This is a genomic window from Streptomyces sp. NPDC048196, assembly GCF_040652715.1.
Classification (GTDB): Bacteria; Actinomycetota; Actinomycetes; order Streptomycetales; family Streptomycetaceae; genus Streptomyces; species Streptomyces siderophoricus.
In genome coordinates, this window is the sequence record NZ_JBEZMM010000004.1 from 37,934 (window position 1) to 61,986 (window position 24,053).

The following is a 24,053-nucleotide window of genomic DNA, read 5'->3' on the forward strand; positions in this document are numbered from 1 at the left end:
GGAGCTGCATGATCGCCCTATGGGACGTATGCCTATGCAGTGTGATATTGCCGATATGTGCGGTGCGGTGGGGCGATATCGCGGCCGTCGGGCGAGAGGCGTAGACCGCCACCCCTAGTAGCCAGCGAGCGTCGCGACCCCTGGCTAGCCGGCGAGCGTCGCGACCAGTACCGCCTTGATGGTGTGCATCCGGTTCTCCGCTTCGTCGAAGACGACCGAGTGCGCGGACTCGAAGACCTCGTCGGTGACCTCCAGCGACGACAGGCCGTGCCGCGCGTGGATCTCCCGGCCGACCGCCGTGCCCAGGTCGTGGTACGCGGGCAGGCAGTGCAGGAACTTCACGTCCGGCTTGCCGGTGGCGCGCAGCACGTCCATCGTGACCGCGTACGGCGCCAGCAGCGTGATCCGCTCGTCCCACACCTCCTTGGGCTCGCCCATGGACACCCAGACGTCGGTGGCGACGAAGTCCGCGCCGCGCACACCGTCGGCGACGTCCTCGGTGAGGGTGATCCGGGCCCCGCTGGTGTCGGCGAGCTCGTGCGCCCGGGCGATCACCGCCTCCTCGGGCCAAAGCTCCTTCGGCGCCACGATCCGTACGTCCATGCCGAGCAGGGCGCCGGTGACGAGGTAGGAGTTGCCCATGTTGTTGCGGGCGTCGCCGAGGTAGGCGAAGGCGGTCTCCTCCAGGGCGCGGCCGCCGCCGTGCTCCACCATGGTCAGGACGTCGGCGAGCATCTGGGTCGGGTGCCAGTCGTCGGTCAGCCCGTTGAAGACGGGTACGCCGGCGTGCTCGGCCAGCTCCTCGACGTCGGACTGGCGGCTGCCGCGGAACTCGATGCCGTCGAACATCCGGCCCAGCACCCGCGCGGTGTCCTTGACCGACTCCTTGTGCCCGATCTGCGAACCGGACGGGTCGAGGTAGGTGGTCGAGGCACCCTGGTCCGCGGCCGCGACCTCGAAGGAACAGCGGGTCCTGGTGGAGGTCTTCTCGAAGATCAGGGCGATGTTCTTGCCGCGGAGGCGGGGGACCTCGGTACCGGCACGCTTCGCCGCTTTCAGCTCGGCCGCGAGGTCGATCAGTCGGCGGAACTCCTCGGCGCTGAAGTCCAGCTCCTTGAGGAAGTGGCGGCCCGTGAGGTCTATCGCCATCGGTCGGCTCCTGTTTCGCGGCGGTCGGGGGACGGGATTGGATTGGAAGTGTATACGACGTCTCGTATCTATATACGGCAAGCCCTCCGTGCGGTGGCCGCGTCGTACCCGGGGCGGCCCCGTCGGACCTGTGGCAGCCGCGTCCTACCTACGGCTGCCGCGCCGTACCCGTGGCGGCCGCGTCGGACCTGTGGCTGCCACGTCCTACCTACGGCTGCCGCGCCGTACCCGGGGTGGCCGCGCCGTACCGTGGCGGCCGCGTTCTACCTGCGGCTGCCGCGCCGTACACGCACCCCGCCCACCACCACCGCCGCCGCACGCCTCAGCCTGCCCCGGGCACCGCGTCCCTCGCCACCGGACAGCTCATACAGCGCGGTCCGCCCCGGCCCCGCCCCAGCTCGCTCCCGGGAATCGTGATCACCTCAATGCCGCGCTTGCGCAGAAAGGTGTTCGTGGTGACGTTCCGCTCGTACGCCACGACCACGCCCGGCTCCACGGCGAGCACATTGCAGCCGTCGTCCCACTGCTCGCGCTCCGCGGAGTGCACGTCCTGGGTCGCGGTCAGCACCCGGATGTCGGACAGTCCCAGCGAGGCCGCTATGGCGCGGTGCATGTGCTCCGGCGGGTGATCGGTGACCTTGAGGTCCGTCTCGCCCGAGCCGGGCTCGATGGTGTACGAGCGGAGCATGCCCAGGCCCTCGTACTGGGTGAAGGTATCCCCGTCGACCATGGTCATGACGGTGTCCAGGTGCATGAACGCCCGCCGTTTGGGCATGTCCAGCGCCACGATCGTGCGCGCCGAACCGGCCGCGAACAGCCCGCGCGCCAGCAGCTCGACGGCCTGCGGAGTGGTCCGCTCGCTCATCCCGATCAGCACCGCGCCGCTGCCCATGACCAGGACGTCGCCGCCCTCGATCGTCGAGGGGTAGTCCGCCTGCCCCTCCGACCAGACGTGGAAGTCCTCGCCTCGGAAGAGCGGGTGGTAGCGGTAGATCGCCTCGTAGTGGACGGTCTCGCGCTGGCGGGCCGGCCAGCGCATCGAGTTGATCGACACCCCGTCGTAGATCCAGGCGGAGGTGTCGCGCGTGAAGAGGTGATTGGGCAGCGGCCCCAGCAGGAAGTCGTCCAGATCCATCACATGGAAGCGGACCGAGGTCGGTTCCGGATGCTGCTCCAGGAACTCGCGCTTGGTCATCCCGCCGACCAGCGCCTCGACGAGTGCCGGTACCGGTAGTTCGTCGAAGGCGGCGCGCAGATGGTCGGTGGCCAGCGGCCCGTACAACTTCTCGTCGAAGACCCGGTCCAGGACCAGCGCACGGGCCGCGGGGATCTGCAGGCTCTCGGCCAGCAGATCCCCGAAGAGGTGCACTTCCACGCCCCGGTCGCGCAGTACGTCGGCGAACCCGTCGTGCTCGGCCCGCGCCCGGCGTACCCACAGCACGTCGTCGAAGAGCAAGGCGTCCTTGTTGGTGGGGGTGAGCCGCTTCAGCTCCAGATCGGGACGATGCAGGATGACCCGGCGCAGCCGCCCGGCCTCGGAGTCGACTTGGAATCCCATCTCCCCATCTTGGCCGCTCCGGGGGCCGGGTGGAGGGAGTCGGCCGATGTGGGGTGCACAGGTCGGCGGACGGGGTGGGTGGCGGGAGGCGGGCTTTAGCGGCGGGTCTTGTGGTGACGGGGTCGTGGTGGGGGCGGGTCGCGGTGGGGGGCGGGTCTTGTGGTGACCGGGCCGTGGTGGAGGCTGGGTCGTGGTGGGGGCCGGGTCCTGGGGACGGTGCTTGGTTACCGGGTCCTTGGTGGGGGCCAGGTCCTGGGGCCAGGTCCTTGGTGGCCGGGCCTGGGATGGCTGGGTCCTGCTGGTGGCCGGTCCTAGTGGTGGCCGGGTCCTCGGTGGCGGTCGGGCTCTGAGTGCGGGTCCTCGGTGGCTGGGCCTGGGGTGGCTGGGCCCTGGTGGTGACCGGTCCTGGTGGCGGCCGGTCCTAGTGGTGGCCGGGTCGGGGGGCTCACCGGTGTGGTGGGCGGAAGGTGCGGGCCGGGCTGGACCGGGCGAGGCAGGCGCCTGCCTACGGGACGGGTGGTCGCCGCTGCCGGGCAGCGGGCGTACGGTGCCGACAGCGGTTGGCCAGTGCCCGGCGGCGGGCGTACGGTCCCGTCAGTGGTTGGCCAGGCGCGTGGCCTGGTCGCCGCCCTCGCCCGCCGCGCCAACACCAGCCCGCGCACCCTCGTCCGCCGCTTCCACACGGCCGCAGGCATCCACCCATGCAGTGGTTCCAGCCCCAACGCATCAACCAGGCGCGCGAGTTGCTCGAACGAGCCAACCTGCCCCGTCGACCGGATCACCGAACTCTCCGGCCTGGGCAACGCCGCCACCCTCCGCCGCCACTTCCCCCGCACGGTAGGCGTACCGCCGAACGACTACCGACGGTCCTACCGCACAACGGGCGCGACAGGTGCGACAGGCGCAACAAGCGCGACGAGAACGGCCTGACGGCGAGCGCGCCCTCAACGGCCCGGCGAAGGCCCCAGCCCCCAACGGCGAACGAGCGAGCGCCACCGTTGGTCTGACGGGCGGGGGCGCGCCACCTCGGCCACCTCGGCCAGCAGGGCCGAGTACGCCACCTCGGTCAGCAGGGCCGAGTACGCCACCTCGGCCAGCAGGGCTGAGTACGCCACCTCGGCCAGCAGGCCGCCGCCCTACAGTCGCGGGTCCACCGGCTCCGACTCCAGTGCGAGCACGCCGAACACCGCCTCGTGCACCCGCCACAGCGGCTCGCCCTCCGCCATCCGGTCCAACGCCTCCAGGCCCAACGCGTATTCCCGCAGTGCCAGCGAACGCTTGTGGCCCAGGTGGCGTATGCGCAGCCGCTTGAGATTGTCCGGACGGGTGTACTCGGGCCCGTAGATGATCCGCAGGTACTCGCGCCCGCGGCATTTGACGCCCGGCTGGACAAGCCGCCCGTCCGGCTGCCGTATCAGCGCCTGCACCGGTTTGACGACCATCCCCTCGCCGCCTTCCGCGGTCAGCTCCAGCCACCACCGGATGCCGGCCGCGACCGACGCCTCGTCCTCGGTGTCGACGATGATCCGCCGCGTCGTGGCCAGCAGCCCGGCCCCGCCGGCCGTACGTCCGCCTCCGGCCACCCCGTCGTCATGGCCGGCCACCGCACTCTCCGCCGCCACCATCCGGTCGATCAGCGCCAGTTGCTCCGTGTGTGCCAGCCCGGCGAGGCTGCGCCCCTGGACGGCGAGGATCTGGAACGGTGCCAGCCGCACTCCCTCCAGCGCCCCGAGCCCGTCCGACGCCGCCCGCTCGCCGACGCGCCAGCAGTAGCGCCGGTACGCCGCCGTGAACGCCGCGGCGTCCGCCGCCCGGTCCCGCTGCCGCTGGAGCAGCGGTCCGACCGCGACCCCGCGGCCGGCCGCCGCCTCCAACGCGCCGAGCACGCCCGGAAACGCCGCTCCGGAGGCCGCGCCCACCGCCGCGTACTGCTTGCGCAGCAGCCCGGTCGCCTTGAGCGACCAGGGCATCAACTCCGCGTCCAGCAGCAGCCAGTCGGTCTCCAGCTCCTCCCACAGCCCGGCCCCCGCGACGCACGCGGCGACCCGTCGCAGCAGGTTTCCGGTCGCCTCCGGGTCGTCGAAGAACGGCCGTCCCGTACGGGTGTAGAGCGCACCCGGGACCCCCTTGGGCGCCCCGAAGCGCTCGGCGGCCACCGTCTCGTCGCGGCACACCAGCACCACCGCACGGGAACCCATGTGCTTCTCCTCGCACACCACTTCCCGTACGCCGTCCGCCCGGTACCCGGCGAACGCCTCCGCCGGGTGCTCCAGGTAGCCGTCCGCCTGCGACGTCGCGCAGGGCGCCATCGTCGGCGGGAGGTACGGCAGCAGCCGCGGGTCGATCGCGAAGCGGCTCATCACCTCCAGCGCGGCCGCCGCGTTCTCCTCCTTCACGGCGAGCCGGCCCATGTGGCGGGTCTCCACGATCCGCCGGCCGGCCACGTCGCCCAGGTCGAGCGGACGGCCGTCCGCACCGCCCGGCGCCTCGGTGGCGAGCGGCTTCGTCGGCTCGTACCAGACCCGTTCCGCCGGCACGTCCACCAGCTCCCGCTCCGGCCAGCGCAGCGCGGTCATCCGGCCGCCGAAGACGCAGCCGGTGTCCAGGCAGATGGTGTTGTTCAGCCAGGTGGCACGCGGGGTGGGCGTGTGTCCGTAGACGACGGCGGCGCGGCCGCGGTAGTCCTCGGCCCACGGGTAGCGCACCGGCAGGCCGAACTCATCGGTCTCGCCGGTCGTGTCGCCGTACAGCGCGAAGGACCGTACCCGGCCGGACGTCCGGCCGTGGTACTTCTCCGGCAGCCCGGCGTGGCAGACCACCAGTCCGCCTCCGTCGAGGACGTAGTGGCTGACCAGCCCGTGCAGGAACGTCCCCACCTCGTCCCGGAAGGCGGCGTCCTCCTTCTCCAGCTGTTCGACGGTTTCGGCGAGGCCGTGGGTGTGCTGGACCTTGCGGCCCTTGAGGTAGCGGCCGAGCTTGTTCTCGTGGTTGCCCGGTACGCAGAGCGCGTGCCCGGCCGCGACCATGCCCATCACCAGCCGCAGCACCCCGGGGCTGTCCGGTCCGCGGTCGACCAGGTCCCCGACGAACACGGCGGTACGGCCCTGTGGGTGCGCCGCGTCCACGGCCCTGCCGAGCCCGTCGCGCGCCAGGACGTACCCCAGCCGGCCGAGCAGCGTCTCCAGCTCGGAACGGCAGCCGTGGATGTCACCGATGATGTCGAACGGCCCTGTGAGGTGCCGCAGGTCGTTGAACCTGCGCTCCCTGACGACCTCGGCGGCATCTGCCTCCGCCTGGCCTCTGAGGTGGTGCACCTTACGGAATCCCTCACGCTCCAAGTGCCGCAGGGACCGGCGTAGTTCGCGCTGGTGGCGCTGGATGACGCGGCGCGGCAGCCCGGCCCGGTCGGCACGCGTCGCGTTGCGCTCGGCACACACCTGCTCGGGCACGTCCAGCACGATCGCCACCGGGAGGACGTCATGCTCCCGCGCCAGTCGCACCAGCTGGGTACGCGCTTCCGACTGCACGTTGGTGGCGTCGACGACCGTCAGCCGCCCGGCCGCCAGCCGCTTCCCCACGATGAAGTGCAGTACGTCGAACGCATCGCTGCTCGCGCTCTGGTCGTTCTCGTCATCGCTGACCAGCCCACGGCAGAAGTCGGAGGAGATGACCTCCGTCGCCTTGAAGTGCCGGGCCGCGAAGGTCGACTTCCCGGACCCCGTGGCTCCGACCAACACCACCAGCGACAGGTCCGGCACCCCGAGCGCCCGCCGCTCCGCGCGCCTCACGCGCCCTTCCTCAGCCACTTCCACCGCTCCTTCCCGACGGTCGACGCCCGTCATACCGCACCCTCCTCCCCACTCACCGAACCGCTTCCTTCCGCACGCCTGCCGGCACCGGCGGCGGCACCCAAACCGTTACCGGCACCGGTTCCGGTTTCGGTTCCGGTTTCGGTTCCGGTTCCGGCGGCGCTTTCGCCGCGACCACCGGCTACGACTGCGACCGCAACCGCGGCTTCCCCACTGCCGCCCTCCTCCGCCCTACGGAAGTGGGCGAGCTGTGTCGGCGGCCCGACCTCGGGGTCGTCCGGCCCCACCGGGCCGAAGTCCACCTCGTAACCGTGCCGCGCGGCCACCTCCCGCGCCCAGCCCCGGAACTCCTCCCGGGTCCACTCGAAGCGGTGGTCCGCATGCCGCACATGCCCGGCCGGCAGCGACTCCCAGCGCACGTTGTACTCGACGTTGGGCGTCGTCACCACGACCGTCCTCGGCCGGGCCGCCCCGAACACCGCGTACACCAGCGCCGGCAGCCGCTCCGGGTCGACGTGCTCGACGACCTCGCTGAGCACCGCCGCGTCATACCCCTTCAGCCGCGTGTCGGTGTACGCCAGCGACCCCTGTACGAGCCGCACCCGCGCTGCCTGCCGCTCAGACATCCGGTCCAGCCGCAGCCGGCGCCGCGCCTCGTGCAGCGCCCGCATCGACACGTCCATCCCGACGATCTCGGTGAACTGCGGGTCCTTGAGCAGCGCACCGACCAACTGGCCCTGCCCACACCCGAGATCGAGCACCCGCGCCGCCCCGGCCGACCGCAGCACCGCGAGAATCGCCTCCCTCCGCTGTACGGCGAGCGGCACCGGCCGTTCCTCGGTGTCCGCCTCCTCGTCCACCGCGTTGTCGATCTCCTCGGCAGCCACGTCGTCCGACTCGGCCAGCCGTTCCAGCTCCAGGCGCGCCATGGCTTCCCGCGTCAGCGCCCAGCGCCGCGCCAGATAGCGGCCGACGATCACCCGTTGCTCCGGATGCCCCTCCAGCCAGCCCTCACCGGCCCGCAGGAGCTTCTCGACCTCGTCGGGCGCGACCCAGTAGTGCTTGGCGTCGTCCAGCACGGGCAGCAGCACGTACAGATGCCGCAGCGCCTCGGCGAGCGTGCACTCCCCTTCCAGTACGAGCCGTACGTAGCGGGAGTCACCCCACTCCGGGAACGTCTCGTCCAGCGGCACCGCCTCGGCCAGCACCTGCCACCCCAGCGGCTGGAACAGCTTGCGCACCAGCTCCGCACCGCCCCGGGCCGGCAGCACGGGCACCTCGATACGCAACGGCATCGCCCGCGCCACCAGCTCCGGCCGCGCCGCACACTGCCCCTTCATCGCGCTGGAGAAGACGCTCCGCAACGCCACCGCCAGCAGCGAGGAGGCCGCGTACGGGCGGTCGTTCACGTACTGCCCGAGCGCCGAGTCCGGAGCTCCGCCACGGCCCTTGCCACGACTCCGGCGCACCAGGGCGATGGGATCGACCTCCAGCAGCAGCGCCGCGGTGCACCGTTCCGGATGCGCCTCCGGGTACAGGACATGTGCGGTGCCATGGGCCGTCGAGAACTGTTGCGCCTTGTCGGGATGCTTGTGCAGCAGGAATCCGAGGTCGGTCGCAGGACGGTCGGCGCTGCCGGTGGTGGTTATCGTCAGGAACACCCGTCCGAGTATTACGGCACCGCTCCCCGATCCCCACCAGTTTTCCCAGCCGCACCACTCCCCTGCACTACCTCGGCCAGCCAACCCAACGCAGTTCGTTCGACCCGGCAACGCAGTCGCTCCGGCTCAGCAACGCACTGGTTCGACTCAGCAACGCATTGATTCGTGGCTCAGCAACGCATTGGTTCGACTCGGCGCCTCCCCTGACCACCTCAGCCCAGCTGGGACTGCACCTGATCCGAGATCAGCTGGAGGTGGTCCAGATCATCTAGGTCCAGGATCTGCAGGTAGACGCGGGAAGTGCCGATGGCGGCATAGCGCCCGATCTTGTCGACGACCTCCGCGGGGGAACCCGCAAGGCCGTTGGCCTTCAGTTCGTCCACATCCCGCCCGATGGCTGCGGCCCGCCGCGCCACCTCTGCATCGTCGTTGCCGACGCAGGCCACCAGGGCGTTGGAGTACACCAGCTCATCGCCCTTCCTCCCGGCGGCTTCGGCGGCCGCCCGCACCCGTCCGAACTGGCGCTCACTGTCTTCGAGCGAGGCGAAGGGGATGTTGAACTCATCGGCGTACTGCGCGGCCAGCCGCGGCGTACGGGTCGCACCGTGCCCACCGATCAGCACCGGCACCTTGGCTTGGGCCGGCTTGGGCAGCGCCGGCGACTTCTCCAGCTGGTAGTAGGTCCCGTCGTAGGTGAACTCCTTTCCTGTCTCGGTGGCCCACAGGCCCGTGATGATCGCCAGCTGCTCCTCCAGCCGCGCGAACTTCTCCTTGGGGAACGGAATGCCGTACGCCTTGTGCTCCTCCTCGAACCACCCTGCCCCGAGGCCGAGTTCCACCCGGCCGCCCGACATCTGGTCGACCTGCGCCACCTGAATGGCCAGCACACCCGGCAGCCGGAAGGTGCCTGCCGTCATCAGCGTGCCGAGCCGGATCCGCTTCGTCTCACGAGCCAGGCCCGCCAGGGTGATCCAGGCATCCGTCGGACCGGGCAGCCCGTCGCCGTTGCCCATGCTCAGGTAATGGTCAGAGCGGAAAAATGCATCGAAGCCGAGATCCTCCGTGGCCTTGGCGACCTTCAGAAGCGTGTCGTAGGAAGCCCCCTGCTGGGGCTCGGTGAAGATTCGTAGGTCCATACCTCCATCCTGCACTTCTCACGGCGGACCAACCGCGGCAGTTCGTCGTTGCATGGCGTTGCTTCAGGTCGGATCGGGCACGCCCGGTCCCGGCCGGGCCCTGCTCATTCACCGCTGCTGGCTGCCCGACCACGCGGGCGATCGATGGCCATAGGGGCATAGGGACGTAGAGACGTAGGTACGTAGCTCTGCATACCTCAGCTGCGGCACGTGGCGCCGATGAGCGGGGAATTCAGGCCCGTCGGGGGCGGCCCGCCCATGAGCGGGCTTCAAAGGGCACGAAAGCGACAGGCGACGGGCGACGGGCGACGGGCGACGGACCAAGGGCGGCGGGCCGGACCTTGACCGGTGAGCATGGGGCGACGCGCGGCGTCCGGCGAGGGCGGGCGGGCGGTGGCGAGAGGGCTGCGCCAGGCGGGCTGTGCCGTGGCGGGTGCGCCGGTCAGCGGTAGGTAGGCCGCCACTGGCAGACCCGTCACGCGATGCAGGGCGATTCGTCAGCAGCAGGCGGAGTGGCCGGCGCAGAGGGTGCGAAGGGGCCGCAAGGCATTCCTTCGGAAGGAGTGGCGGCGCTGCATGTGACCGCTACCGATGCCGCTGCCGCTGCCGTCAGGCAAACTGGCGTGTCAGGGCTACCACACCACCATCAGGCTTCTTCTGGTGTCCTCCGACTTCTTCTACGGTCGTTCTCAGGCAGGGTTCGGGTCACGCACCTCCAGCCTCTCCAGTATTCCGGTAACGCGGTCTCTCGATTCATCGAGCGTGTCCATCGCCTCCACGCAGGTCCAGTACGTTCCTTCCTCCTCGGCGAGCAGCACCACTGCGACCAGCGCTTCGCATACCTCGCGCAGTAGTCGACACAGCCCCGACAAGGCAGCCCTGACGTCACGCACTTCGGAGAGTTGTGCTGCCCTCAGTCCGCCTCTGGCCGGCGTCGAGCGCGGCAGTCCCCCGCTGAACCGCCCGCTCGCAGCGCCCAGCCCTTGGGCCCGGGACCGCACCTCGTACGGTCCGCATATCGCGAGATGGCTACCTATCGCCTCCGCCAAGGCCTGCGCCTGCCACGCCTCGACGATCACGTCCTGCACCGTGGTCGACTCCGCCAGGCCGCGCCGGCTGGCCGCGATGATCCGCACCGCGTCCATCCTCTCCCCCTCCTTCCTTCTTCCTTCGCATGCACCCCGCACTCCTTTCACTACCCAGAGTGAGGGTCAACAGCCAAAAAAGCCAGGGGAATTCGCAAATCTGTGGACAACCAAGGCGCTGTGGATAGATCCATAACTCCAGAGAGTGACGAGAGTCCGATTTGCGCGTGGCCCGCTCCCCTCACGTCACATCACCCCCACCCGTCACACGATCGACTCGGAGCACCAGAAAAACCTGCAATGACCGGAAAATTCAGCATCAAGGGGGCGGCCCCGCTTCCGGAGCCGCCCCCTCCCGCCCGCTACTCCTCGCCCTCCCGGGGCCGGTCCGGCCGGGCCTGCCGGACCGCCGGGAAGCGCGTTTCGTTGCGCTCGATCTTCGCGGCCAGTGCCGCCAACGCGTCGATCCCCAGCGCCCCGCAGAACTGCAACAGATACGCCAGCACGTCCGCGACCTCGTCCTCGACCCGGCCGGCGACCCGCGGATCGGACATCACCTCCGCCGATTCCTCCGGGGTCAACCACTGGAAGATCTCGACGAGTTCCGCGGCCTCGACACTCAGCGCCGCGGCCAGGTTCTTGGGGGTGTGGTACTGCTGCCAGTCCCGCGCGGCCGCGAATTCGGCCAGTCGTCGCTGCAGCGCATGAAGATCCTCGCTCATGCTCCTAGGTGTAGCACCTGTACGTCGGGCAGTCCGTCGGCGACCGAGGGGTCCCGAACCGTGCCCAGCAGCCGGACGTGCCCGCGTTCCGCCATGCGCACGGCCAGTGACACCAGCTCGCGCGCCTGCCGGCGGTCCATGCAGCGGTCCATGCCGTCGGCCATGACGGTCATCTGCTGTTGTGCCGAGGGGATCTCCCCGGCCGGATCCATGGCCAGCACGCCCGGCCCGGTCAGCAGCACCAGTGCCAGGGCTACGAACCGCAGTTCACCGTCGCCGAGCTGCTCGATGGGCATCTCGCCGAGTGCGCCCCGGTCGACCACGGCCTGCAGACGCCGTTCTTCCGCCACCGCTCCCTGCCCGGCCCGCCGAGTACCGGAACCGCTGCGGCCGCCGCTCGCCGGTGCCGTCGGTGCCGCCGGCGAAGGAACTGCGGTCGCCGCCTCCGCTGTCTGATCCGGCTGTCTCGGGACGGCACGCAGTCCGTCGACCGGGCCGTTGCAGGCCTCCCGTACTGCCGCGACCAGCACCGCATGCCGTCGTGCGCATTCCTTGCTCGTCCGCTCCAGTACGGCGGGCAGGTTGTCGCAGGAGGTCCGCAGCCGCCCCTCGTCCTGCGCATCGTCGGCGTCACGATCCCAACGCCCTGCCTCGCCACCGCCTCCGCTCCCGTTGCGGACCCGGGCGCCCCAGCTCCCGGCCGTTGCCGTCGTCGTCGCCCCTTTTCCCGCGGCCTTTCCCGTGCCCGCCTTCTTGTTCCGGCCCCCCGTTCCGCCCGCACCTACGGCGCCGGCCACCATGGCCGCCCTCATCCCCCGCATGACCTCCGGCCGGGGATCGCAGACGAACGCCGAGCGCAGCGCGACCACGACCTGCTCGGCGGCCGCCAGCACGAGCCGCTGGCCCTCCGTTTTACCGGCGACGCGCAACGGCAGCAGCGACGTACCGAGACGGTCGTCGGGCAGCGGGGCGCGGGTGACCGGGGTCGTACCCGCGGTGTGCCAGGCCGCCTGCACCGCGGGACGCGCCGGGTCGGTGAGGGCGGTGGTCAGCAGGGTTTCGCCGCCGCCGGTCAACCGCTCGCCGACGATCCGGAGTTCCGGCTCGGCCTGTACGGCGAGATCGAGATCGACCGGACCGGCCGGCCCGTCGACCGTGCAGCCGATGCGGAAGCCGCGTCTCCCCTGTTCGTCGGGACGCGACCCCGCCGGCACACACGCCGATGCGCTGCCTGCTACGTCCCGTACAGCCCGGGCCAGGGACTCCCCGCTTCCCAGGCGGGCGAGGATCTCGTACGCCTGCAGCGCACTGGATTTGCCGCTCCCGCTCTCGCCGCTCAACAGGGTGAGCGGGCCGAGCGGCAGGGTGATGCCGCGATGGGTCTTGAAGGCGGACAGCCGTAACTCGGTGACCGCCGGTCGCACACTGCCGGTATCCATACGTGGACGCTATGCAGTGGCGCGACCGGAGAACCGTTCCGCCCGATCATCCTTCCTACGAACGGGGGATGGCCCCCGTCACCGCCTCTGCCACCTCGGTGCCGACCGGCGCCAGAAGGAAGACGTTGGTGTCAACGCGGTGCATACCGCTGCCGAGCCCGAAGACCACACCACTGGAGAAGTCCAGGATGCGCTTCGCGACATCGGTGTCGGCGCTGCTGAGGTCCAACAGGACCGGGATCTGTGCCATCAGGTACTCGGCGACCTCGCGGGCGTCCGCGAAGGTCTGGACCCGGATGACCATGAACCGCCGATGCTCCTCGGCCGGTTCGTCCTCGGGGAGGGCGCGGTGGTCGGGCCAGGAGGGCCACTCACTACTGCCGCGGAGCGGGACGACCTCGGCGAGCCCTTCCCACTGTTCGTCGGTGGCATCGGGGCCGTTCACCGAATCACCTCACCCAGAGGAGCAATGGCTGTCTGCGGTATCTGCATCGCGCAATTCTAGGGATAAACATACAAAGCTCGCCGGACGCGACACACGCCGCGTCACGTCCCGTTCCATCCTGCACCATGCCCGCTGACCTGTGCTGACATCTGCGGCAGATATCCTGCGTCGAGATTCTGTGTGCCCGTTCATCCCCCCTTGTGACGGAGGTCGGTTCTGTCGTGAGCTCTGAACCTCCCGGCCGTCGGCCGCGTGGCCTGCGTGGCCTGCGCAAAACCGCGAAGAAGCGGCCCGCCGGGCCCCCGCCCGCCGAAAACGCAGACGGATCCCAGCCACCGGAACCGCCCGCCGAGAACGCCAGCAGCGTCATCACCGCCGCCCTGTATCGCGACGGACACCGCGTCAGTACCCACGACTCACTTGCCGACGCGTTCCGGCAGCAGCGCGCCACTACGGACACCCTCGCCTGGATCGGGCTGCACCGCCCCACACCCTCCGAACTGGTCACGCTGGCATCGGAGTTCGACCTCCATCCGCTCGCCGTCGAAGACGCCCTGGAGGCTCACCAGCGCCCCAAACTGGAACGCTACGGCGGCACCCTGTTCGTCGTGCTGCGCGCCGCGCGCTATCTGGACGACGCCGAAGAGGTCGACTTCGGCGAGCTGCACCTCTTCGTCGGGCGGGACTTCGTCATCACCGTGCGGCACGGGGGCGCACCGGACCTCACGGCCGTGCGCCGCCGCATGGAGGACGCCCCGGAGCTGCTCAAGCGCGGCCCGGAGGCCGTGCTCTACGCGATCCTCGACGCGGTCGTCGACGGCTATGCGCCGGTCGTGGCCGGGGTACAGACCGACATCGACGAGATCGAGACCGAGGTGTTCGGCGGCGACCCGCGCGTCTCCCGCCGTATTTACGAACTCTCCCGGGAGGTCGTGGAGTTCCAGCGCGCCACCCGTCCGCTGAACGGCATCCTGGAGAGCCTGACCGCAGGCTTCGAGAAGTATGCGATCGACGAGGAGCTGCGCCGCTATCTGCGGGACGTGGCGGACCACGTGCTGCACACCACGGAGCGGGTGGACGGCTTCCGGCAGGCCCTTCAGGACATCCTCACCGTCAACGCCACCCTGGTGAACCAGCAGCAGAACGCCGAGATGCGGGCCCTGGCCGAGGCAGGCTTCGAGCAGAACGAAGAGGTCAAGAAGATCTCGTCGTGGGCGGCGATCCTGTTCGCACCGACGCTGGTCGGGACGATCTACGGCATGAATTTCCAGAACATGCCGGAGCTGCACTGGGGATTCGGGTATCCCTTCGCCATCGGCCTGATGGTGGTGGTGTGCGTGAGCCTGTACTTCATTTTCAAGCGGCGGGACTGGCTCTGAGGCGTGCCGCGGGTTCGACCCACCGTCGCGGCGCCGACCGCGAGCCGGCTGCGCGGCCGGCGTTGTCAGTGGTGCCTCGTACGGTGGGAGCATGACTGAGCAGACATGGACGGGGGTCCGTGAGCGGGTGCTGCGGCTGTGCTCGGCACCGGGCGCGGAGCAGGTATTCGGGTATCACGGCCATGGGTTCGCGCTGGCCGAACCGCTCACGGCGGACGAACTGGCGGATCTTGAGCGCTGGTTGGGGGTGCGCCTGCCCGATGCGTACCGGGAGTTCCTCCGAGAGGTGGGCGCGGGCGGGGCGGGCCCGGCCTACGGCGTTTTTCCCGTGCGCAGGGTGGCGGGCGGCGGTTGGGAGTGGGTGGGCGACGGCGGCAATATGACGACCCCCGCCCGTTTGCCCGAGCCGTTTCCCCAGGCCGGTCCCGATGCCGAGCTGCTCGACGCGTTGGAGGCGGAGCGGCCCGACGAGGCCGACTTCGAGAGTGCGGAGGAGTACGAGGAGGCGGAAGAGGCCTGGTGGGACCGGTGGGAGACGCTGATGTGGTCCGAGGACCGCACCGTCGGGGCGATATGTCTGTGCCACATCGGGTGTGCCGAGCGCCGGTGGCTGGTGGTGAGCGGGCCGGAGCGGGGCCGGATATGGGCGGACGCCCGCTGCGACGGCGTCGACATGCAGCCCCTGCGGCTGGGCCCGGACGACGGCACGCCGGCCACGTTCCGGAGTTGGTATCTGGAGTGGCTGGAGCGGGCCGAGCGTACGACGGCGGACGCCGCGCGCACGGCTGAGGGAGCAGCGACGGACGGGGCTGCGATGGCCGGATGAGCGCCGGCCGACCGGCAGGCAGGGCACGACCGGTGGGACGCCGTGCGCAGCCGGATGCCCGGCGTCGCGGGACGCGGCTCCCATAACCGTCGGCCCCCATGAGCGGCGGCACACATGACCGACGGGCCTCATGGGGGCGAGGTCAGCGGGCCAAGCGGCCCAGGAGGGAGGAGGCGGCGGCGATACCGGCCACGGCGGCCGCGACCAGTACGGCGTAGTCCAGGGCGAGATGGGCGTGAGTGCCGAGGAGGAGGCCGCGGAGGGCATCGACCTGATAGCTCAGCGGATTGATCCTGCTGACCGTCTGGAGCCAGCCAGGCATGATCGCCACCGGGTACAGCGCATTGGAGGCGAAGAAGAGCGGCATGGTGATGGCCTGGCCGATGCCCATCAGACGGTCGCGGGTGAGCACGATGCCGGCGATGGTCATCGACAGGCAGGAGAAGAAGGCCGAGCCGAGCACCACCGCCACGACCACACCGAGGAGCCGCAGCGGGTTCCAGGTCATGGCCACGCCCAGCAGTGCGGCGATGACGATCACCACTACGGCTTGGACCAGCGCTTTCACCCCGGCGGCGAACGCCTTGCCGGCGATCAGGGCGGCGCGTGGGGTCGGGGTGACCAGCAGCTTGGTGAGGATGCCGGCGTCCCGCTCCCAGATGATCATGATGCCGTAGAAGATCGCGATGAACATGGCCGACTGAGCGATGATGCCGGGCGCGAGATAGTCGATGTAGGGGGTGCCGCCGGTGGGGATGGCCTTGATGCGGTTGAAGGTCTCCCCGAAGACGAGAAGCCAGAGGGCGGGCTGGACGGCGCGGGTGTACAGCTCGGTCCGGTCGTGCCGCAGCTTCTGCAGCTCGACCACGCACATCGCGAGGACGCGGGCGGGCAGCACCCGCCATCCGGTACGGGCGCGGGGCGGGGCCAGCAGCAGGTTCAGCTGTCCGGCCTCGTGACGGGCGTCAGCCGACGCGGTGGGCGGTGCGGCGGGTGCTTCGGACATCGCGGAAGTCTCCTGACTGCTCGTCGAGGCCGCTGCCGGCGACGTCCCGGAAGACGTCCTCCAGCGTCGGCGCGGCATCGGACGAGCGCGACGGTGCCGCTGAGGAGGGCGGGGAGGAGAGCGGGGAAGCGGAGAAGTGGGGATGTGACGTCGAGACCGGGGACGGGTGGGCCGAGGTGCCCGTCGTGGCCGGGGCAGGGGCTGTCCGGCGACGGGCGCGGAGGGCGGACTTGAGCTCGTCCGGTGTGCCGAGGGCGCGGATCCGGCCGTGATGCATCAGGGCGACACGGTCGCAGTACTGGTCGGCCTCGTCCATGTAGTGGGTGGTCACGAGGACGGTCATGCCGGTGGCGGCCCGTACCGCGTTGATGTGGTCCCAGACGCTGGTGCGGGCGATCGGGTCGAGGCCGATCGTCGGCTCGTCGAGCATCAGCAGCCGGGGCGCGCTGACCAGGGCCTGAGCGAGTTCGAGGCGGCGGATCATGCCTCCCGAGTACGTCTTGGCGAGGCGGTCGGCCGCGTCGGTGAGGCCGACCGCCGCCAGCGCCTGGTCGACGCGTGCGGCGCGCTCGCGGCGGGAGACGTCGAAGACCCGGGCGAAGAGTGTGACGTTCTCCCGGCCGGTCAGGCCGGCGTCGGCGGACAGCTGCTGGGGGACGTAGCCGAGCAGTCGACGTACCGCCATCCGCTGCCTGGACGCGTCGTGCCCGAACACCCGCACCATGCCGGCCGGGACGGGCAGAAGGGTGGTGATGCAGCGGATCGCGGTGGTTTTCCCGGCACCGTTGGGCCCGAGCAAGCCGAAGACCTCGCCGGCGCGTACGGAGAGGTCGACGCCGTCGACTGCCCGGGTCTCGCCGAAGGCGTAGCGCAGGCCACGGCAGAGCACGGCGTCGGAGGCGTCCGGGGCGGGTGCGGGGCCCGGCGCACCGGTGCGCGATGCGCCGCCGAGGGTCTCTTCGGCGGCCTCCTCGCAGCTCTCCTCGGGGATCTCGTCGGGGATCTCGTCGGGAGTCATCAGCCCTCCGCCTCCTCGTGCAGGTTGTGGGCGAGTCTGCGCAGTGCCGGAAGAGCCGAGGCCAGGGCGGCCTGGTCGGCCTCGGAGAGCCGGGACACCTGTTCGCGTACGAGGGCGCTCCGGCGGACTTCCCAGTCGTGCAGCCGCGCGCAGGCGGCCGGGGTGGGATACAGCAGGGCCGAGCGGCGGTCCTCCGGCGCGGTCTCACGGCGGAGATAGCCGGTCCGGCTGAGCCGGTTGACCAGGGTGGAAACGGAGTTGCCGGCGAGGTAGAGCTCCTTCGCGGCGGCCGAGACGCGGATGCCGGGGCGGGCCACGACCAGACGCAGGAGTTCCACCTCGGCGCCGCGCAGTGGGGGCGCGGTGAGACCGGCCCGCAGGCGGCGCCGGATCAGCCGTTGGACACCGGCCAGGACGTCGGCGAGCGAATCGGGGAACTCCCCCATGGCCATGCCCCAATTTTAGCTCTGAGTGCGAGCTAGCGAAGGGGCCGCGCGCCCCGGCCGCCGCATTTCACCTCCCGTAAGAGCTTCCCGCCGCGCGGACAGCCCGGGCCCGGGACGGGGACCGCGCCGCTGCCGTTCAGCCGGCCTCCGGGGGCGGAGGCGGGTTCGGCGCACCTGGGGGCGGGGCGATCTTTCCGTAGGTACGGGACGCCGGCGGCGCCGTATCCGGACCGGACGGCTCCGGGTAGCTCCGCCGGGAGGACGCCTCGGACGGCAGGGCGGCGTCGCGGGCGGCGCCCGGGTCCCAGCCGGTGTCCACGACGCGCTTCTGGAAGAGGATCGCGGCCGCCAACAGCACACCGCCGATCACCAACATCAGGACGATGCCCCCGGTAGGGCCCGCCTTGGCCGCGTTGCCGATCAAGGTGCCGAACCAGCCGAAGTCGGCATCGCCGAAGGTCGTGTTCTCCTTGCCGAACGCGCCCAGCACCTTGAGCAGCAGCGCGGGCAGGAAGGTGATCAGGAGGCCGTTGAGGAAGGCGCCCACGACCGCCCCGCGCCGCCCACCGGTGGCGTTGCCGTAGACGCCGGCCGCGCCGCCGGTGAAGAAGTGCGGTACGAGTCCCGGCAGAACCAGTGCGAGGCCGAACGCCGGGTGGAACGCCCAGGTGAGCACGCCGAGGCCGGCCAGGCCGCCGACGAAGCTGGCGAGGAAGCCGATGAGCACGGCGTTCTGCGCGTACGGGAAGACGATGGGTGCGTCCAGCGCCGGCACCGCGCCGGGCACGAGCCGGCCCGCGATGCCCTGGAAGGCGGGGACCAGCTCCGCCAGGATCGTGCGCACCCCGAAGAGGATCACGGCGACCGCGATACCGAACTGGAGCCCCTGCATCACGGAGTGCATGACGTAGTTGCCGAGGTCGGCGGCCGGGGTACCGCCGCCGATGGCGAACGCCTTGAAGGCCGTGGCCCGGCCCGCCTTGGCCAGGTGGACCAGCGACATGATCACGTAGATCAGCACCATGGACAGCGCGGTGGCCACCATGGAGTCGCGCAGGAAGCGCAGGCCCTCGGGGAGCTGCATGTCCTCGGTGCTGCGGCTTCGCCTGCCGACGAGCCGACCGGCAGCACCGGCAAGGACGTAACCGGCGGTGCCGAAGTGGCCGATGGCGATGCTGTTGTTACCGGTGACGCGCTTCGTCCAGGGGTGGGCGAAGGCCGGCAGCACTACCAGGAGGATGCCGAGCAGCAGGCCTCCTACGAGGACCACGATCACGGAGGTCTGGCCGGAGGTGGCCAGGACCATGGTCAGCAGCGTGGCCATGAAGAGGATGTGGTGGCCGGTCAGGAAGACGTAGCGCAGAGGCGTGAAGCGGGCCAGCAGGAGGGCGACCGCGAAGCCGAGGATCATCAGCCAGGCGACCCGGGCGCCGAACTTCGCCTGGGCGATGCCCACGATCGCCTCGTTGGTGGGGATCACGCCGTGCGCGCCGGTCGCGCCCTGGATCATGCCGCCCAACGGAGCGAGCGCGCTGACGACGAGACCGGCACCGGCGCCGATCAGCAGGAAGCCCAGCGTCGCCTTGATGGCGCCGCCGACGATCTGCCCGGCGGACTTCTTGAGCGCGATGAGGCCCGCGGCGGTGATCAGGCCGATGAGGTACGCGGGTTGGCTGAGGATTTCGTTCACGAGGAACGTGGCGAGGGATATGAGCCCGTGCATGGCGCGGTCCGTCCTCCCGGTACTGGCGGGGGGTGGGGGGGTGGGTCGGGTGGGGTGGGGTGAAGGTGGGGGTGGAGCGCGGTGAAGGTGAGGGTGGCGTCCTCAGCCGCGTGCAGGGAAGGCCAGCGGCTCGGACGAGGGCGGATCGATGCGGCTCAGACGTCGTACGTATCGCGGAGTACCCGGTCGACCTCGCGCCCGCTGGTGAAGTCCTCGACGACCCTGACCGGAACGCCGACGTCGCCCAGCGTCCTGGCGATCTCCCGGGAGGTGAGGATCGCCACGGCCTCGGACGCCTTGCCCCGCGCCGAAATGGTGTCGGTTGCCTCGACCGTCACGTGCCGGGTCCATCCCCAGCGGTCGAGCACCTGCTCCAGGGTGTTCTTGAGGAAGAGACTGGTGCCGACGCCGTTGCCGCATACGGTCAGGATCTTGTGGACGGACGGGCTCCGGGACGGTTGGTGAGCGCGCTCCTCCGGTGGTGCCGCCCCCTTTCCCGGCGCTTGCGGTAGGGCGGCCGATTCCGCCAGCACCGTATGCAGCGCCTCCGGATCGGCCGCTTCCTGGAGGGCCTGTGCCGTTGCCGGGTCGGCCAGGAGCTGCGCGAGGGCGGCCAGCGCTGCCGTGTGCGCGTCGGCGTCCTGTGCGGCAAGGCCCACGACCAACGTCACCGGATCATTCGTCTCATGCCCGAACTCCAACGGTCGGGACAGCCGTACCCAGGAAAGCCCGGTCCTGAGGACGGCGGGGGAAGGGCGGGCGTGGGCGAAGGCGAAGCCGGGGGCGAGGACGATGTAGGGCCCGTTCTCCTCGACGTTACGGATCATCTCGGCGGTGTACGCGTCGGTCGTGGACCCCGTCTCCACCAGCAATCCGCCGGCCGTTCGGATCGCTTCCTGCCAGTCCGCCACCTGAACGTCCAGGCGCACAGCGGCAAGGGGGAGAAGATCACTCAGCGCTGCCATGGCAGCGGACTCTACCTACGCCACGGTGGCCGGCGCATCGGTGCGGAAGTAGAAATTCCGGCGAGCGATGAAGTTATCCACAGCCCGGACGAGCAACCTTGACAGTCAACTCGGGTGGGAGAAGCCTTAGTTCTGCATCCGGTTCTTTTCGGCAGTTGCCGGAAGTTCGGGGGATCCCGGGGATCTGGGGGCTCAAGACACTTGAGGCACTAGCGGGACTTGAGGTGCTTGCGGGGCTTGAGGTGCTTGCGGGACTTGAGGGAAAGCGGACGAAAGCAGGGGGCTCGGGGGTACCGATGGAGACCACGGGATAGCGAGAGATACCGAGGGACGACGGGGATGACGGGGATGACGAGGCGTTCCGAGGGATTCGTCCGGGCTTGAGGGACGCCAAGGGATTCCAAGGATTCCGAGTCGGAGGGGCTGAAGGCTCTGAGAGTTCTGAGGGTTCTGAGGGCCTTCAGGGTTAGCGGGTTCTGAGGGTGCAGAGGATCCTGAGGAGTTCCGCCAGAACCGAGCAATAGAGCAGTACAGCAGTCAGCAGTCAGCAGTCAGCAGTCAGCAACGCAGAAGAACGCACGCGGAATTGGGGGCCCGGGTTACCGGGAAACCGGGGGAAACAGGGGGACCAGGGGGGATCATGAACAGATACCTGTGGGTGCGGCGTACACCGACTCTTCGAGGCAGGTCGGGGGCACGGGCGCGGATGCGCCGGGGGGTCGCTCTCGGAGCGGCGGTGCTCGCGCTCTCGCTTCCGCTGTCGGCCTGTTCGTCGGACGGGGGAAGCGACGCCGGTGGATCGAGTGGGGCGAGCGGGTCCGGCGGTTCGTCGACGGCCGATGCGGCGTCGTCGCCCAGCTCCTCCCCCACTCCGAGCGTCGATCCGACGTCCTACCGTCACGCCCTCAGCAACGCCCTGGGCCCGCTCAACAGCGCGCTTCAAGCTGTCGATCGGGCGCAGGAAGGAGGATCGCTGAACCGGGCGCTGGACTCGGCGGCCGGTAAGGCCGAGGCGGCCGCGGACGCCTTGGAGACCACCCGGACGCCGGAGAACGCCACGGCGGGCAATGGACAACTCGCCATTTCACTAAGGGCGTTGGGGCAGGACCTCAGGAGTGCACGCGGAAGTGGCGGCCGGTGTGCCGACTCGCCACGCGTGACGCTCGATGCGGCGGAGAGCCCGAAGAGCGTGAGAGAGGCCGGCCGCGCGCTCACGAGCCTGGGGTACGACGCCACGCTACGGCTGCCACGTACGGAAAGGGCGCAGCACCGGCGGCTGGCCAATGGCGCCGTCATACGCGACAGCAGCCGGGGCGGACTGGGTCGGCTGACGGTGCGGAACGGTACGAGCAGCGATGCCGTGGTGACGTTGACCCGAGGCGCGCGGACGGCCTTCTCCGTCTACATACGTAAGGGGTCCGACACCACCATACGTAGCGTCAACAGCGGTTCATACACCGTGTACTTCACGACCGGGGAGGACTGGAACAGCCGGAAGAGCTCCTTCACCCGGGAGTGCAGCTTCGAGAAGTTCGACGACAAGGCGAATTTCCGGACCGTCCAGGTTTCCGGCGGGACGCAGTACACGGTGCTGACGTTCACCTTGAACAAGGTGATCGGCGGCAATGCGACCACGAGTCAGGTGCCGCCGGGCGAGTTCCCGTCGTAGGGGTGCGGTCGGCGGGCGAGCAGGCGGCGAACAGGCGCGGAATGTGGGCATCAGGCGGCTGCTGGGCTGCGACTGCGGCTGGGTATCGTGCGCCGGGTGGGTGACAGCAGCTTGTGGACTCTGGCAATCGCGGCGGTAACCGGTGGCACGGCGGTGCTGGCCAGTTGGGTCACCAGCCGTGGCAGCGCGCAGGCGGCGCGGATCCAGGCGGAGATCGCCGCTCGCTCGCAACGCGCCGAGCGACTGCGTGAAAGCCGGCGCACCGCGTACCTGGACCTGATCGAACAGACCCACCGCATGGGCGAGTTGTACTGGGAGATTTCGGCGACGCTGCGGCTACCCGGTTCCGATGACCGGACGGCGACGTTGACTGAGCTGCATGACAGGGAGGTGGCCGAGTACGCCAAGATCCGTCGCTGTGCGCGTGTCGTCGAGCTGGAGGGCCCGCCGTCGGCCGCAGCCGCGGCGCTGTCGCTCCAGAAGGCGACGGGCCCGTTCTACGCGGCCGTCCAGCAGGAGCTGGCCGGTGAGGGCGACGGCCGTGACGCGTTCGATGCCGCCTACCGCCCGTTCTGGGCGGCCCTGGAGAACTTCGTGGACGCGGCCCGCGACGCACACCAGCGGAAGGAGACCCGGGCAGTGGGCGCTTAGGGGACGGACGCGGACGCGACCGCTGCGGGCAGCCCCGTCGTGTCAGGGGCCGGTCGGTGTCTGGCGGGCGGGGGTGGGGCGGGTGCCGCGGCCGTCGAGGAGGGGGCGGGAGGGGTTCCAGGTGTCGCCGCGGCGGCGGGCTGCCAGGCCGGAGAGGGCTTCCAGGACGATGCGGTTGCCGAGGTAGGCCGTGACGTCGGCATGGTCGTAGGGCGGGGAGACCTCGACCACGTCCATGCCGGCCAGCGGGAGTTCGAGGGCCAGGCGGCGTACCGCGTCCAGGAGTTGACGGGAGGTGAGGCCGCCCGGCTCGGGGGTTCCGGTGCCGGGGGCCATGCCGGGGTCGACGACGTCGACGTCGACGGAGAGGAAGACCGCGTCGCAGTCGTCCAGGGCGAGGGCCATCGCCTCCTCCAGGCAGGCGTCGAGGCCGCGGGCGGTGATCTCGCTCATTTCGTACGAGCGCATGTGCTGGTCGGCCATCCAGTCGAGGGTTTCCGGTCCGGGCCAGTAGCCGCGCAGGCCGATCTGGAGGAAGCGGTCGCCACGGGCGGCGCCGGATTCGATGAGGCGGCGCATGGGCTGGCCGTGGCCGTGCAGATGCCCGAACTCGGTGTCGCCGGTGTCGGCGTGGGCGTCGAAGTGGATGATCGACACCCGGCCGAAGCCGTGGGTACGGGCGACGCCGGTCACGTCGGGGAGCGCGATGGTGTGGTCGCCGCCGAGGACGACGGGTATCGCGCCGCTCGCCGCGATGGTGGCCACCGCGTCCTCGATGGCCTGGATGCTGCCCTCGATGTCGCCGGCGAACATTTCGACGTCCCCGGCGTCGAGGACGCGGAGATCGGCGAGTGCGTCCACCCGCATGGCGAGGGAGGGCCGGGAGCCGTCATGGGCGTTGTAGTCGGTGGCGCGCATCGCCTGGGGACCGAAGCGGGTGCCGGGGCGGTGGCTGACCCCGCCGTCGAACGGTGCGCCGACGATCACCACGTCGGCGTCACGGTAGGTCTCCGGCTCGTCGAGGGTGCAGCGCTCCACCCCCAGGAAGGTGATGTCGGGACCGAACATCGAACCGTAGCGGGGCATGGCGTCCATCCATTCCTTGGAGGCGGGGATCGGTGGTCGGAAAAAGACGGGTTGGCACGGCGGGTTGGCACGGCGGGTTGGCATGGCGGGTTGACGTCGCGGGCTGATGTTAAAGTCAGCGGCCGGCGGGGCCTGACGTTAACGTCAGGAGGTGGGGGTGGGCAATACCCGGTGTGGAAGGATCGGGCCATGGGTTTCGCGGACCGTCGCGCAGAGGTGGGTCGTCAGACGGCCGACGTTGATCGACAGGTTGATCGCCAAGTTGATCGACCGGCAGCAG

20 protein-coding genes are annotated in these 24,053 nt (G+C 70.3%); 4 read left to right on the forward strand and 16 right to left on the reverse strand.

What is annotated here, in order from left to right; all coding sequences use genetic code 11:
* Window positions 1-144: 144 nt before the first annotated feature.
* From argF to AB0E02_RS07055, 10 genes are all read right to left on the reverse strand, one after another.
* Complete coding sequence (gene argF, locus AB0E02_RS07010; protein ID WP_362136876.1) at window positions 145-1,149, reverse strand: ornithine carbamoyltransferase; 1,005 nt, start codon at window positions 1,147-1,149, stop codon at window positions 145-147.
* A gap of 322 nt (window positions 1,150-1,471) precedes the next feature.
* Complete coding sequence (locus AB0E02_RS07015; protein ID WP_362136878.1) at window positions 1,472-2,707, reverse strand: arginine deiminase; 1,236 nt, start codon at window positions 2,705-2,707, stop codon at window positions 1,472-1,474.
* 944 nt (window positions 2,708-3,651) lie between these two features.
* Window positions 3,652-3,822, reverse strand: a complete 171-nt coding sequence (locus AB0E02_RS07020) for a hypothetical protein (protein WP_362136881.1) — start codon at window positions 3,820-3,822, stop codon at window positions 3,652-3,654.
* Between the two features lie 21 nt (window positions 3,823-3,843).
* Window positions 3,844-6,495: a polynucleotide kinase-phosphatase gene (locus tag AB0E02_RS07025; protein ID WP_362136883.1), complete on the reverse strand. Its 2,652-nt coding sequence runs from the start codon at window positions 6,493-6,495 to the stop codon at window positions 3,844-3,846.
* Window positions 6,496-6,545: 50 nt separating this feature from the next.
* Window positions 6,546-8,177, reverse strand: a complete 1,632-nt coding sequence (locus AB0E02_RS07030) for a 3' terminal RNA ribose 2'-O-methyltransferase Hen1 (protein WP_362136885.1) — start codon at window positions 8,175-8,177, stop codon at window positions 6,546-6,548.
* A gap of 212 nt (window positions 8,178-8,389) precedes the next feature.
* Entirely contained in the window at window positions 8,390-9,313 is a 924-nt protein-coding gene (locus AB0E02_RS07035; protein WP_362136887.1) for an LLM class F420-dependent oxidoreductase, read from the reverse strand.
* Window positions 9,314-10,002: 689 nt separating this feature from the next.
* On the reverse strand, window positions 10,003-10,458 hold the full coding sequence (locus AB0E02_RS07040) for a DUF6099 family protein (protein ID WP_362136889.1): 456 nt from the start codon (window positions 10,456-10,458) through the stop codon (window positions 10,003-10,005).
* A gap of 302 nt (window positions 10,459-10,760) precedes the next feature.
* Window positions 10,761-11,120: a nucleotide pyrophosphohydrolase gene (locus tag AB0E02_RS07045; RefSeq protein WP_362136891.1), complete on the reverse strand. Its 360-nt coding sequence runs from the start codon at window positions 11,118-11,120 to the stop codon at window positions 10,761-10,763.
* The gene (locus tag AB0E02_RS07050) at window positions 11,117-12,559 is read right to left on the reverse strand and encodes a biotin transporter BioY (RefSeq protein WP_362136894.1); all 1,443 of its coding nucleotides are present in this window, start codon (window positions 12,557-12,559) and stop codon (window positions 11,117-11,119) included. Before AB0E02_RS07050 ends, AB0E02_RS07045 begins: the two co-directional genes overlap by 4 nt.
* Window positions 12,560-12,614: 55 nt before the next feature.
* The gene (locus tag AB0E02_RS07055) at window positions 12,615-13,004 is read right to left on the reverse strand and encodes a cell division protein SepF (protein ID WP_362136896.1); all 390 of its coding nucleotides are present in this window, start codon (window positions 13,002-13,004) and stop codon (window positions 12,615-12,617) included.
* A 221-nt stretch (window positions 13,005-13,225) separates the two neighbouring features.
* On the opposite strand from AB0E02_RS07055, the gene corA reads away from it, so the two are divergent.
* Entirely contained in the window at window positions 13,226-14,383 is a 1,158-nt protein-coding gene (gene corA / locus AB0E02_RS07060; protein WP_362136898.1) for a magnesium/cobalt transporter CorA, read from the forward strand.
* 91 nt (window positions 14,384-14,474) lie between these two features.
* Window positions 14,475-15,209, forward strand: a complete 735-nt coding sequence (locus tag AB0E02_RS07065; protein ID WP_362136900.1) for an SMI1/KNR4 family protein — start codon at window positions 14,475-14,477, stop codon at window positions 15,207-15,209.
* Window positions 15,210-15,351: 142 nt separating this feature from the next.
* On the opposite strand, the gene AB0E02_RS07070 is transcribed toward AB0E02_RS07065, so the two are convergent.
* The 5 genes from AB0E02_RS07070 to AB0E02_RS07090 all read right to left on the reverse strand — a co-directional run bounded on the left by AB0E02_RS07070 (window position 15,352) and on the right by AB0E02_RS07090 (window position 20,367).
* Complete coding sequence (locus AB0E02_RS07070; RefSeq protein ID WP_362136902.1) at window positions 15,352-16,215, reverse strand: ABC transporter permease; 864 nt, start codon at window positions 16,213-16,215, stop codon at window positions 15,352-15,354.
* The gene (locus tag AB0E02_RS07075) at window positions 16,175-17,233 is read right to left on the reverse strand and encodes an ATP-binding cassette domain-containing protein (protein WP_362136904.1); all 1,059 of its coding nucleotides are present in this window, start codon (window positions 17,231-17,233) and stop codon (window positions 16,175-16,177) included. The genes AB0E02_RS07070 and AB0E02_RS07075 overlap by 41 nt, the downstream gene beginning before the upstream one ends.
* A complete protein-coding gene (locus AB0E02_RS07080; protein ID WP_362136906.1) occupies window positions 17,233-17,685 on the reverse strand; it encodes a MarR family winged helix-turn-helix transcriptional regulator in 453 nt (150 codons plus the stop codon). Before AB0E02_RS07080 ends, AB0E02_RS07075 begins: the two co-directional genes overlap by 1 nt.
* 130 nt (window positions 17,686-17,815) lie before the next feature.
* Window positions 17,816-19,402, reverse strand: coding sequence for a PTS ascorbate transporter subunit IIC (locus AB0E02_RS07085; protein WP_362136908.1), 1,587 nt, complete (start codon window positions 19,400-19,402; stop codon window positions 17,816-17,818).
* Between the two features lie 155 nt (window positions 19,403-19,557).
* Complete coding sequence (locus AB0E02_RS07090) at window positions 19,558-20,367, reverse strand: PTS sugar transporter subunit IIA (RefSeq protein ID WP_362136910.1); 810 nt, start codon at window positions 20,365-20,367, stop codon at window positions 19,558-19,560.
* 736 nt (window positions 20,368-21,103) lie between these two features.
* On the opposite strand from AB0E02_RS07090, the gene AB0E02_RS07095 reads away from it, so the two are divergent.
* A complete protein-coding gene (locus AB0E02_RS07095) occupies window positions 21,104-22,036 on the forward strand; it encodes a hypothetical protein (RefSeq protein WP_362136912.1) in 933 nt (310 codons plus the stop codon).
* 96 nt (window positions 22,037-22,132) lie between these two features.
* On the forward strand, window positions 22,133-22,687 hold the full coding sequence (locus AB0E02_RS07100; RefSeq protein WP_362136914.1) for a hypothetical protein: 555 nt from the start codon (window positions 22,133-22,135) through the stop codon (window positions 22,685-22,687).
* Window positions 22,688-22,729: 42 nt separating this feature from the next.
* Here AB0E02_RS07100 and speB read toward each other — a convergent pair whose 3' ends face one another.
* Window positions 22,730-23,782, reverse strand: coding sequence for an agmatinase (gene speB / locus AB0E02_RS07105; RefSeq protein ID WP_362136916.1), 1,053 nt, complete (start codon window positions 23,780-23,782; stop codon window positions 22,730-22,732).
* Between the last annotated feature and the right edge of the window lie 271 nt (window positions 23,783-24,053).